The 11,951-nt window shown below is 68.4% G+C and carries 12 protein-coding genes; 7 read left to right on the top strand and 5 right to left on the bottom strand.

Translation table 11 applies throughout. From position 1 onward, the window contains the following. Positions 1–9 precede the first annotated feature (9 nt). A complete protein-coding gene (locus AC2YHJ_RS10005; RefSeq protein WP_487395730.1) occupies positions 10–1,248 on the top strand; it encodes a metal-dependent hydrolase family protein in 1,239 nt (412 codons plus the stop codon). Positions 1,249–1,251: 3 nt separating this feature from the next. Here AC2YHJ_RS10005 and AC2YHJ_RS10000 read toward each other — a convergent pair whose 3' ends face one another. Genes AC2YHJ_RS10000 through AC2YHJ_RS09990 form a run of 3 tightly spaced genes read right to left on the bottom strand, consistent with a single transcriptional unit; the run spans position 1,252 to position 4,231 of the window. Then, a complete protein-coding gene (locus AC2YHJ_RS10000; RefSeq protein ID WP_487395729.1) occupies positions 1,252–2,826 on the bottom strand; it encodes an ABC transporter substrate-binding protein in 1,575 nt (524 codons plus the stop codon). A 54-nt stretch (positions 2,827–2,880) separates the two neighbouring features. Beyond that, entirely contained in the window at positions 2,881–3,573 is a 693-nt protein-coding gene (locus tag AC2YHJ_RS09995; protein ID WP_487395727.1) for a GntR family transcriptional regulator, read from the bottom strand. Between the two features lie 55 nt (positions 3,574–3,628). Beyond that, complete coding sequence (locus AC2YHJ_RS09990; protein WP_487395726.1) at positions 3,629–4,231, bottom strand: hypothetical protein; 603 nt, start codon at positions 4,229–4,231, stop codon at positions 3,629–3,631. 208 nt (positions 4,232–4,439) lie between these two features. Between AC2YHJ_RS09990 and tcuA the strand changes: the two genes are divergently transcribed. From tcuA to AC2YHJ_RS09965, 5 genes are all read left to right on the top strand, one after another. Further along, a complete protein-coding gene (gene tcuA / locus AC2YHJ_RS09985) occupies positions 4,440–5,837 on the top strand; it encodes an FAD-dependent tricarballylate dehydrogenase TcuA (protein ID WP_487395724.1) in 1,398 nt (465 codons plus the stop codon). A 4-nt stretch (positions 5,838–5,841) separates the two neighbouring features. Continuing rightward, on the top strand, positions 5,842–6,960 hold the full coding sequence (gene tcuB, locus AC2YHJ_RS09980; protein WP_487395722.1) for a tricarballylate utilization 4Fe-4S protein TcuB: 1,119 nt from the start codon (positions 5,842–5,844) through the stop codon (positions 6,958–6,960). Positions 6,961–7,131: 171 nt separating this feature from the next. Beyond that, on the top strand, positions 7,132–7,746 hold the full coding sequence (locus AC2YHJ_RS09975) for a M35 family metalloendopeptidase (protein WP_487395720.1): 615 nt from the start codon (positions 7,132–7,134) through the stop codon (positions 7,744–7,746). Positions 7,747–7,945: 199 nt separating this feature from the next. Next, positions 7,946–9,118, top strand: a complete 1,173-nt coding sequence (locus AC2YHJ_RS09970) for a thiolase domain-containing protein (RefSeq protein WP_487395719.1) — start codon at positions 7,946–7,948, stop codon at positions 9,116–9,118. Between the two features lie 5 nt (positions 9,119–9,123). Beyond that, positions 9,124–9,522 (top strand): Zn-ribbon domain-containing OB-fold protein, encoded by a 399-nt coding sequence (locus AC2YHJ_RS09965; RefSeq protein ID WP_487395718.1) that lies wholly within the window; start codon positions 9,124–9,126, stop codon positions 9,520–9,522. A gap of 37 nt (positions 9,523–9,559) precedes the next feature. On the opposite strand, the gene AC2YHJ_RS09960 is transcribed toward AC2YHJ_RS09965, so the two are convergent. Next, on the bottom strand, positions 9,560–10,318 hold the full coding sequence (locus AC2YHJ_RS09960) for an enoyl-CoA hydratase/isomerase family protein (RefSeq protein WP_487395717.1): 759 nt from the start codon (positions 10,316–10,318) through the stop codon (positions 9,560–9,562). Positions 10,319–10,544: 226 nt separating this feature from the next. On the opposite strand from AC2YHJ_RS09960, the gene AC2YHJ_RS09955 reads away from it, so the two are divergent. Continuing rightward, on the top strand, positions 10,545–10,940 hold the full coding sequence (locus AC2YHJ_RS09955) for a CHAP domain-containing protein (RefSeq protein WP_487395716.1): 396 nt from the start codon (positions 10,545–10,547) through the stop codon (positions 10,938–10,940). Between the two features lie 9 nt (positions 10,941–10,949). On the opposite strand, the gene AC2YHJ_RS09950 is transcribed toward AC2YHJ_RS09955, so the two are convergent. Then, on the bottom strand, positions 10,950–11,933 hold the full coding sequence (locus AC2YHJ_RS09950; RefSeq protein WP_487395715.1) for a Bug family tripartite tricarboxylate transporter substrate binding protein: 984 nt from the start codon (positions 11,931–11,933) through the stop codon (positions 10,950–10,952). Positions 11,934–11,951 lie beyond the last annotated feature (18 nt).

The raw sequence follows: 11,951 nt of genomic DNA, 5'->3' as shown, positions 1-11,951 counted from the left end.
ACTGCCCCCATGACCGACGCCGTCCTGTTCGAGAACGCTGCCATCCTGGATGGCACCGCCGATGGCGCCGTGCCCGGCCATGTCCTGGTCGAGGGCGGCAGCATCAAGGAAGTCAGCGACAAGCCCATCATGGCAGCCATGGCACGCCGCATCGACCTGCGCGGCCGCACACTGATGCCCGGACTGATTGACGCGCATGTGCATGTCGTCGCCGGGGTGGTGAATCTCGGCCTCAACGCCATGCTGCCCGATGCAGTGGTCGCCTTCCGTGCCGCGAAGATCATGCACGGCATGCTGATGCGCGGCTTCACCACGGTGCGCGACCTCGGCGGCTGCACCCATGGGCTGCGCATGGCGCGCGACGAGGGGCATTTCGACGGGCCGCGGTTGAACATCTCGGGTAAGGCGCTGTCGCAGACGGGCGGGCATTGCGACTTCCGCGGCCGACACGACACGCGCGACACGGCCTTCTTCGCCTCGCGCCTTGGCAGCCTCGGGCGGCTGGTCGATGGCGTGGACGATGTGCGCCGCGCCTGCCGGGAGGAGATCAAGGCCGGCGCCGACTACATCAAGATCATGGCCAATGGCGGCGTCGCCTCCCCCACCGACCCCATCGCCTTCGTCGGCTTCTCGGGGGAGGAAGTGCTGGCATCGGTCGAGGAAGCGGAGAATGCCGGGACCTACGTGGCCGCGCATCTCTATACCGACAGCGCCATCCGTCGCGCGGTGGAATGCGGCGTGCGCAGCCTGGAACACTGCAACCTGATCCAGTCGGCGACCGCGCGCTTCGCCGCCGAACGCGGCGCGATCGCCTGCCCGACCCTCGTCACCTACCAGGCGCTGAAGGAGGAGGGCGCGTCGCTTGGCCTCCCGGCGGAATCCGTCGCCAAGATCGACGATGTGCGCACCGCCGGGCTGCGCTCGCTCGAGATCATGCGCGATGCGGGCCTGACGATGGCCTTCGGCACGGACCTGCTCGGCGACATGCACCGGCACCAGTCGCGTGAATTCGTCATCCGCGGGGAGGTGCTGCCGGCCATCGAGGTGATCCGCAGTACCACCGTCAATGCGGCGAAGCTGCTGATGTCGGAAGGGCGCATCGGCTGCGTCGCCCCCGGCGCGCATGCCGACCTGATCGTGGTCGAGGGCGACCCGCTGAAGAACCTCGCCCTGCTGGCGGGGCAGGGCGAGCACCTCCCCGCCATCATGCTCGGCGGGCGCTTCGTTAAGGATGCGCTGGCGGCCTGACCGTCAGCGCGCCGCCGGGCGCGCGTGATACGCAACCATCTGTTCGTCCATGCGCGGCGTATATTCAATGCCGCGCCGCGCCGCGACCACCACGACCTGGTTGTAGAGCGGGATGAACGGCACCTGCTCCAGCGATTCCCGTGCGACATGCCGCAGCTCTGCATCGCGCCCCTCGCCCGCATTGCCAATGACATGCTGGACCAGCCCATCCAGCCGCGCATCGCTGAACCCACCGCGATTGCCCTGGCCGAAGGCCTGGTCCGGCACCCGCGTATGCACAGCCGTTGACAGGATGTAGGAGGCATCGCGCGACGAGGACAGCGACAGCCCATAGAGCATCAGCGGCAGGTCGTTCCTGTTCGCCAGGGTCCGCGGTGAGAAGACGTTCCAGGGCTGCGTTTCCACCCGCACATGGAAGCCCGCCCGCGTCAGCATCTGCCCCGCCGCCTGGCACACCCGCGCATCGTTGACATAGCGATTGTTGGAACAGCCCAGCGTCAGGCCGAAGCCGTTGGGGTATCCGGCCTCGGCCAGCAGGGCGCGGGCGCGGGCCGGATCGGCGGCGGGCACGGTGATGGCCGGGTCGAAGCCACCGAACTGTTCCGGCACCATCTGCACTGTCGCCACACCCTGGCCATCCAGCCCGCGCGCCACCAGCGCCTGGCGATCCAGCGCGATGGACAAGGCCTGGCGCACGCGCACGTCGCGCAGCGGGTTGCGCGGCAGCACCTGGCCATTCGCATCGGTGATCAGCGGGAACTGGTCCAGCCGCACATTGGGCAGCAGGTACATGATGCGGTCGGAATTGCGCCGGAACACGGACAGTCGCGCATCGCGCTGCAGCCGCTCGACATCGGCGGGCGGTACGCTCTCGATGATCTCGATATCGCCGCTGAGAAGGGCCGCGAGGCGCGAGGCGTCATTGCCGATGACACGGATATCGACGCGCTGATAGGCCGCCTTGTCGCCCCAGAAGGCGTCGTTGCGCGTGACCGTCATGCCTTCCTGGCCGCGCGCCTGCTCCAGCCGGAAGGGACCGGTGCCGATCGCCGCGCGCCCGCTGTTGAAGTCAGAGGTCGATGCGCCCTCCGCCGCGCGCTTCGACACGACGAAGATGTTGGTCAACTGGCCCGGCAGCACCGGGTTGGGCTGGTCCGTGTGAAGACGGACGGTGTGCGGGTCCACCACCTCCACCCGCACGATGGTGCGCAGGTTCGAGGTATAGGGCCCGGGATTGTTGGGCAGGCTCGGCACGCGGGCGATCGAGAAGGCGACGTCATCGGCAGTGAACGGGCTGCCATCGTGGAAGGTGACGCCGCGGCGCAGCCGCAGTTCCCAGACCAGCGGCTCGACCATCGCCCAGGATTCCACGATGCCGCGGATGAAGCGGCTTTCTGGGTCGCGGTTGATCAGGCTGTCGTAGATGTGGCGCGCCGCGGCCATGTTCGGCCCGGCGAAGAGGAAATGCGGATCGAGCCCGAAGGGTGCCTCCACCGCCATGGCCAGGGTCTGCGACCGGGCCGGCTGCGCGAAACCGAGCAGGCAGGCCGCCGCCAGGGCGAGCGGAAGACGTTTCATCGGTTATCTCTCCGGCATGTGAAGGCGTCAGCCTTTGGCGCGCCGGCCCGCGAGTCAATCGGCCCCGGCCGCCCCCGGCGCGGCGAGCGGCACGCCGATGGTGCCGACCATCCATGCCAGGCGATGCTTCTGCGCGGCACGCGCATGCTTGCGAGCCGCCGCTTCGGCCGCATCGCCGTCGCGCTTCACGATGGCATCGAGGATGGCGCGATGTTCCGCATGCGCCTGTTCCGCGCGGCCGCCATGCGTCAGCAGAGTCGGCAGCAGCGACATGGTGGCCGCCAGTTGTTCCAGGCTGCGCAGCAGGTAGCGGTTATGCGCGGCCAGGTAGAGCAGGCCGTGCAGCCGCTGGTTCACCGCCGCCAGCGCCGCGGCATCACCGAAGGCGGCGGGCTCGCCCTCCACGATTTCGGCCATGGCTGCGATTTCGGTCTCGCTGGCGTGCTGGGCGGCAAGGCGCGCGGCGGCACCTTCCAGCACTTCCCGCATGACGTAGAGTTCAACCACCTGCTGGTGGTCCGGCCGCGTCACCGTCAGGCCGCGCCGCGCCTCATGGGTCAGCAGCCCCTCGGCCTCGAGCCGCGCGATGGCTTGGCGCACCGGCGTGCGGGAGACGCCGAAGCGTCCGGCAAGGTCGGTCTCCGTCAGCCTGTCGCCGGGTGCGAGGGAGCCATCACGGATGGCCGCCCTGATACGCAGATAGGCTTCCAGCCCGAGATCGCGCGAGGATGTCGGAACGCCGTCCATGGCGAACCTATAGCCGACGGCGCAGCGCCGGCGATAGGCAAGCCCATGGGCACCATCAGGCCGAATAGAAGTAGGCGTGGCGGAAAGCGTCGACCTGCCAATCCATGACCAGGGACCGCCCCTCGTATTTCTGCGTGGCATCATTGAAGGTGCCATAGGCCATCACGTTGTCCGTCTGGGCGTGGCCCAGGTCGTCGACCAGGCGGGAATCCCCGGTGGCCCCATGCCCCGGATGCTTCAGCCCGGCGCAGTGGCCGGCCTCATGGGTCAGGGTGAGGCCATCCTCGTTCAGGTCGAAGGCATCCATCATGACCCAGGGCAGCCAGTTGAGCTTGTAGGCAATCGAGCCCGGTGATTCCCCGCCACCGCCTTTGATCTGGCACAGGATCACGGGGAGCCGGTTGTCGAAGCTGGCGTAGCGCGCATGGGCCGCGGCCCGCAGCGCAAGGCGCTGGCCCAGGCCTTCGGCCGTGGAGGCGTCCTCCATCACCGGCGCGCTCCAGTCCAGATCCATGCTCCCGGCGGCCGGATAGACATCGTACTTCAGGCCGTAGGGCTTCAGGAACGCGTTGCCCTTCTCGACCTGCTTCTGGAACACCTTGTTCGCCCAGTGCGAGACCGGGCCGACGTGAAACAGCGTGAGCTTCAGGATACCCATGGATCTCTCCCGTGGTTCGAGGGGTGTCTTGCACGGGGCCTGGGTGCCGCCGGCGCGGCCTGTATAAGATTCGCAATGTTGCAGGACGGCATCGCGACGGGATGATGCGCGTGACCTTCCTCACACCCGGGCCTTGTCATCACCGAGCTTTGGTATATGACTGGATTCAGTTGGATACAGAACGCGTGACGCCGAAGGGCATGGCCGCATGGTGGACCTGACACAGACCTTCGACGTCCTGATCGCCGGCGGCGGCAATGCCGCGCTGTGTGCCGCCATCACCGCACGCCGGGCGGGCGCGACCGTGGTCGTGGCGGAACATGCGCCGAGGCCCATGCGCGGCGGCAATTCGCGCCACACGCGCAATGTGCGCTCGCTCCATCACGGCCCAACCGGGGTTCTGACGGAGTCCTACCTCGAGGAGGAATACTGGGACGATCTGCGCCGCGTCACCGCGGGCAAGACCGACGAACCGCTCGCGCGCATGTGCATCCGCGCCTCCGAGGAAGCGCCGAAGTTCCTCGAATCCTGCGGCGTCGTGTTCCAACCCTCGCTGTCGGGCACGCTGTCGCTGTCGCGCACGAATGCCTTCTTCCTCGGGGGCGGCAAGGCGCTGATCAACGCGCTCTACCGCACGGCCGAAGCCCTCGGCATCACCATCCTGTATGACACCGAGGTGCAGCACGTCGTGGTGAAGGATGGCTTCGCGACCGAGGCTATCGTCTCCCACCGCGGCTTCCCGGCCACCATCAAGTTCAAGGCCTTCGTCGCCTCAGCTGGTGGCTTCCAGGCCAATCGCGAATGGCTGCGGAAGTACTGGGGCGATGCAGCCGACAACTTCCAGATCCGTGGCACGCCCTATGCCCAGGGCCGGCTGCTGAAGGATTTGCTGGAACAGGGCGTGCAGGAGGTCGGCGACCCCACCCAGTTCCACGCGGTGGCGAATGACGCCCGCGCGCCGATGGAAGATGGCGGCCTCGCCATGCGGCTCGACTGCGTGCCTTTCTCTGTCGTGGTGAACCGCGACGTCGAACGCTTCTACGATGAAGGCGAGGATGTCTGGCCGAAGCGCTACGCCATCTGGGGTCGGCTGATCGCGCAACAGCCCGGCCAGGTCGCCTTCGCCATCAATGATTCCCAGGCGCAACTCAACTACCTGCCGCCGGTCTTCGCACCGTATCGCGCGGATACGATCGCGGAACTCGCCGGCATCATCGGCCTCGATGCGGCGAAGCTGGAGAAGGTCGTCGCCGACTACAACGCCGCCGTGCAGCCCGGCACCTTCCAGGCGCAGTCGCTCGACGACTGCAGCACAGAAGGGCTGACACCGCCGAAATCGCATTGGGCACGGCGCATCGACAAGCCGCCCTATTACTGCCACCCGCTGCGGCCCGGCATCACCTTCACCTTCCTGTCGGTGAAAGTGAATGAGCAAGCGCGCGTGGTGATGGCCGACGGCAAGCCTTCCGCGAACATGTTCGCCTCCGGCGAGATCATGTCCGGCAACATCCTGGGCCAGGGCTACCTGGCCGGCTTCGGCATGGCGATCGGCACGGTGTTCGGTCGCATCGCCGGGGCGGAAGCCGCGAAATTGGTGAGGAACTGACGCGATGGCCCAGGAATCCGAGACGATCGCGGACGCCCGCCGGTTCATGGAAGTCTGCAATGCCTGCCGGTATTGCGAGAGCTACTGCGCCGTCTTCCCCGCCATGACGATGCGCCGGTCCTTCACCGAAGGCGACCTGACGCATCTCGCCAACCTGTGTCACGGCTGCAAGGGCTGCTACCACGCCTGCCAATACGCGCCGCCGCACGCCTTCGGGATCAACCTGCCTGCGACCTTCGCGGAGATCCGGCAGGAATCCTATGCGAAGCATGCCTGGCCGGCGGGGTTCGGGGCGCTGTTCGAACGCAACGGCACCGTCGTGTCGCTGGCCGCGGCGCTCGGCGTGGCGTTGGGGCTGATCCTGACCGTCGCGCTGCAGGACCCGGCGGTGCTGTGGTCGGCGCAGCGCGGCGCCGGGGCGTTCTTCCGCATCATCCCGCACTGGCTGATGATCAGCCTCGGCGTGCTGACCTTCGGCTTCGCGATCGTCGCCATGACGATGGGCGCGCGATCCTACATGCGCGCGACGGGCGGCGCCGGCGGCGGCTTCGCGCCAGCGCCCACGACGGAAGCGGCGGTGGACATCGCCACCATGCGCAACCTCGGCGGCGGTGGGCATGGCTGCAACGACCTCGACGAGGGTTTCTCGACGCGCCGGCGCTGGCTGCACCAGGCGCTGATGTACGGCTTCCTGCTGTGCTTCGCGGCCACCTGCACCGGCACGATCTACCACTACGTCTTCGATTGGAAATCGCCGCACGCCTTCTTCTCCCTGCCCGTGCAGTTCGGCACCTGGGGCGGCGTTCTGATGATGATCGGCACCGCGGGGCTCGCCCAGGTGAAGATCGTCACCGACCCCGGTCCGGTGTCGCGCAAGGTGATGGGCGGGGAATTCGCCATCCTCGCCCTGCTGTTCCTGATCGCGGCCACCGGGCTGCTGCTGCTGGTCGTTCGCCACACCGGGGCGATGGGGCTGATGCTTGCCATCCATCTCGGGCTGGTCTTCGCCTTCTTCCTGGTGATGCCCTACTCCAAGATGGTGCACGGGCTGTATCGCGGCATCGCGCTGCTGCGGAACGCGCAGGAAAAGCGCCGCGCCGGCCCGGCGGCCGTCGAAGCCTGATCGATTGGCCCGATGCCCCGGCATCGGGCCTGGAGCGCAGGGCGCACAAGCCAACCGCCGCATGGCGGCACCGGTGCCTGAGGCCAAGAACCATACCCTGAATCGTTTCAGCGCCGGCCCGCCACAATGCGGCCATGCTCCGTCTGCCACCCAATCGGAAGGCAGTTCGAGATGCGCAAGACCTTCGCCACCGCCGCCGCCCTTGCTACGCTGATGCTGGCCCCGCTGCCGCTCGCGGCGCAGGGCGTGAAGGGCGGCGAGCGCCAGGCGCTGTCGCAGAACGGCGCCTGCACCGAGGAACAACGCACCACGATCCGCCGCGGCTTCGCCGACGCCCGCCAGATGACCAATGCCTCGATCGCGTCCCTGGCTCTGGAACCCGAAGCGATCCGTCCGCACCTCGCCCGCTTCTTCGGCACCAATCCGGCCGGGGCCATCGCCAAGAACTTCCGCGCCATCTCGCGCGGCCTGGACGAGCGCGAACCCCGCCTGACCTACGAATGCAACCGTGCGGAATCCTGCCGCGGCCAGACCTTCGCCTATGTCCGCTGGGGCGGGAATGCACGCGAAGTCATGGGCGTCTGCCCGGCCTTCTTCCGTGCGGCGCGCACCGGCCAGGACAGCCAGGGCGGCATCATCCTGCATGAGATGAGCCACCTCGCCCTCGGCACCCGCGACCATGCCTACCAGCCCGCCCGTGCCGAGGCGCTGGCCAAGGACGACCCGGCTGCCGCGCAGATGAATGCCGACAGCTACGAATATTTCGCCGAGTTCCTGCCGCGCTGATATTGCCCCCCAGCCAGGCAGCGAAACCCCGCCGGGTGCCGTGCAATCCCGCACGGTGCCCGGCGGGACTTCCTTTCTCCCCTGCTGATCACCCCGCCGCGTCGCCGCCGACCGATCGGTCGGCCCGCCCCCTCGACAGCCGGCCGCTGCGCTGCTTCCCTGCGCCGCGCTTGAACCAGCAGGAGGAACCGCTCCCGTCATGAGCATCAACGGCCAGGCCTATCTCGTCGGGGCTTTCGAGCACCCGACGCGCAAGGCCGAGAAACAGTCGGTCGCGCAGCTTCACGCCGAGGTCGCCTACGGCGCCCTGCAGGATGCCGGCCTATCGAAGGACGATGTGGACGGCTTCTTCTGCACCGGTGCCGCCCCGGGCCTCGGGCCCATCAACATGGCGGACTACATGGGGCTCACGAAGCTGCGCCATGTCGATTCCACCGACATGGGCGGCTGTTCCTACGTCATGCATGTCGGCCACGCCGCCATGGCGATCAAGGAAGGCCGCTGCAACGTCGCCCTGATCACGCTGGCCGGCCGGCCGCGCGCCGAGGGCATGGCGACCGGCACCGTGCCGCGGTCCTGGGCGCCGAACATTCCCGACGACCCCTTCGAGATCCCGATGGGTCGCACGGTCGTGAATTCCTACGGCATGGTCGCGCAGCGCCACATGTATGAATACGGCACGACCTCCGAGCAGCTCGCCTGGATCAAGGTCGCCGCCTCCACCCACGCCCAGTACAACCCGCACGCCATGCTGCCCAAGGTCGTGACGGTCGAGGACGTGGTGAACTCGCCGATGGTGTCCGACCCGCTGCACCGGCTCGACTGCTGCGTTATCTCCGATGGCGGCGGCGCGCTGATCGTCGCCCGCCCGGAGATCGCGAAGTCGCTGAAGCGCCCGCTGGTGAAGGTGCTCGGTTGCGCCGAGGCAACCAAGAACCAGGCGGCCGGCGGCATCGACCTGTCCTATTCCGCGGTGAAGGCCTCCGGCGACGCGGCCTTCGCGGAAGCCAAGGTCAAGCCGAAGGACATCCAGTACGCCTCGATCTACGACAGCTTCACCATCACGGTGCTGATGCAGCTCGAAGACCTGGGCTTCGCCGAGAAGGGCAAGGGCGGCGCCTTCGTCGCCGACGGCAACCTGATCTCCGGCGTCGGCAAGCTGCCCTTCAACACCGATGGCGGCGGGCTGTGCAACAACCACCCGGCGAACCGCGGCGGCATGACCAAGGTGATCGAGGCAGTGCGCCAGCTCCGCGGCGAGGCGCATCCGAAGGTCCAGGTGCCGGGCTGCAAGCTCGCCTTGGCGAACGGCGTGGGCGGGCTGCTCGGCCATCGCCACGGCGGCGCCACCCTCATCATGGAGCGGGAGTGATCATCATGGCGACCCAAGCCGCCAACCGCGCCATCCCGGCGCCGAAGGAAGACCCCACCACCAAGCCGTTCTGGGACGCCGCCCGCGAGGGCAAGTTCCTGATCGGGCTGTGCAAGGATACCGGCAAGCACTTCTGGTATCCGCGCGGCTGCTCGCCCTTCACCCTCTCGAACAATGTCGAGATGGTGGAGAGCAAGGGCACGGGGAAGATCTACACCTTCTCCGTCATGCGCACGAAGGAACCGCACGCGGTGGCCTATGTCGAACTCGACGAAGGGCCGCGGCTGTTCACGAACATCGTGGACTGCGACCTCGACGCGCTGAAGATCGGCCAGAAGGTGAAGGTCGTGTTCAAGCCGACGGAAGAAGGCGGCGCACCGGTGCCGATGTTCGCGCCGGCCTGACAAGGGTGTGTTGGAGAGGGGCACTGCCCCTCTCCGCCTACTTCCTCGCCGCCGCCCGATACGCTTCCACGCGCGCCTTCAGCCCCGGCCGCGCGACCGACCGCGCCAGCGCCGCGAGATCCCCGTCGTCATCCGCCCGCCGCGTCCGCGCATGCAACGCGGCGACCGTCGTGGCATCCAGCCGGACGGCGGCCGTGCGCGCGGCACCGATTGCATCCTCCAGCGCCGCATCCTCGACGATTCCGCTCACCAGGCCGAGCGCCCCCGCCCGCACCGCATCCACCGGCGCACCTGCCAGCAGCAATCCGCGCGCGGTCCCATCGCCGACCAGCCCCGCCAGCCGCCCCGTGCCGAGCACCAGCCCGAAGGCCGGGCCAGGGAAGGCGAAGCTCGCACCAGGCAGCGCCAGCCGGTGGTCGCAGGCGGCGAACAGATCCGCCCCGGCGCCGAAGACGCGCCCGCCCGCGACCGCCAGGGTCGTCACCGGCAGGGCGTGGATCCGCTGCAACAGCAGCTCGATACGGATGATGCGCAGCGCGAGTTCGCCATCGGTGATGGTCTCGAGATCCGCGAGATCGAGCCCGGTGCAGAAATTCCGCCCGCGCCCGCGCAGCACGATCAGCCGCGCCCCGGCGGCAAGCGCGGCATCCAGCGATGCGTCGATGGCGGCGACCATCTCCGCGCCCATGGCATTGCCGCGCTCGGGCCGGGACAGCCACAGCGTCGCCACGCCGTCCTCGATCCCACTCTCCACCGCCGGTGTGGCCTGCCCGTCCATCGCGAATCCCCTGCTCATGCGGCGCGCAGCATGGCCTCGGCGGGCGAACGCGGGAACCGGCCAGAACCTGCTGCACAGGCGTATCGAGTCGTGATAAGGATAAGTCAGGGGAATCAGGGGGTTCGGGGTCATGCTTCGCATGATCGCGATACTGGCCGCATTGGCCTTGGGGGCCTGCGGCAGCACGCGTGGTACGGGGCCGGGGGGCTCTGTGCCGGGATATTCTGGGGGCGATACCTCCTGCGTGCCGTATGCGCGAGCGCGCAGCGGCATCGACCTGTCCGGCGACGCCTGGCAGTGGTGGGACGCGGCCGCGCAGTCGGGCCGCTATGACCGTTCGCGCAGCCCGCGCACCGGATCGGTGCTGGTGTTCATGCGCACCCAGCGCAATCGCAGCGGCCATCTGTCGGTCGTGACGCGCGTCGTCTCCTCCCGCGAAATCCGCGTGGACCACGCCAACTGGGCGTCGGGCGGCAATCGCGGGCGTATCGCGCGAGACCAGCCGGTGGTGGATGTCTCGCCGAACAACGACTGGTCACTCGTGCGGGTCTGGTATCCGCCGTCAAGCGCGCTCGGCCAGACGAATTTCCCGACCTTCGGCTTCGTCCATGGCGGGCGACTGATGGCCGAGGCGCGGTAGGACCGCCGCTCAGGAGCGGTCGACCGCATCCGCCTCGATGATCATCGGCCGCCACAGCGCGATCTGTTCCGCGACGAAGGTGCGGAAGTCGGCAGAGCTCATCGGCTCGACGAAGTTGCCGATGCGCAGGAAGGCCTCGATCACGTCGGGGCGCGCGCAGATCTCGGCCAGCGCCGCGTGCAGGGGCTCGGCGATCGCGGCCGGCAGGCCCGCCGGTGCGCTCATCCCGTGCCAGTTCTTGATGACGATGTCCTGGCCGCTCTCGCGGAAGGTCGGCACCTCCGGAGCAATGGAGATCCGCCGCTCCGCCGCCACGGCCACGCCGACTAGCTGCCCGGCCTGCACGGCAGGCAGGGCGCTGGCCAGTCCCTCGAAGGACATCTGCACCGTGCCGTTGGTCAGCTCCGTGCGCAGCGCGGCGGCGCCGCGATAGGGGATGTGAACCATGTCCACGCCGGCCATGCGTGCAAAGGTCGCCCCGGTGATGTGGCCGATCGAACCGATGCCGCTCGACCCGTAGTTCAACTGGCCCGGCGCGGCGCGTGCCTTGGCGATCAGTTCCGCCACCGTGCGCGCGCCGAGCGACGGATGCGTCACCAGCCCGCCGAAGGTCGCGCCGAGATAGGCGACATGGCTGAAATCCGCGATGGCGTCGTAGGTGATCTTCGGGAACATCGTCGGCGCGATGGTGAAGGGCGCGTTGTTCGACAGCAGGAAGGCGTAGCCATCCGCCGGCTCCCGCTTCAGCGCATTGGCCGCCACCATGCCGCCGGCGCCGGGTCGGTTGTCGACAACGAAGGGGCGGCCGAAGCGTTCGGACAGATGCGGCGCGACGATGCGCGCGACCACGTCGCTCGACCCGCCGGGCGGGAAGGAGATCAGGATGCGCACGGGCCGGTTCGGCCAGGCCCCCTGCGCGGCAACCAGGGCCGGACGGGCCAGAACGCCACCCATGGCAGCGAGGACCAGGCGCCGGCGACCGGAGCGCAGCATGCGGGCTATCCTTCGGAG

Source organism: Roseomonas sp. SRI_022 (assembly GCF_057586215.1).
Note: the sequence above shows the minus strand (reverse complement) of the source record. Positions and strands in the feature narration are given on the sequence as shown.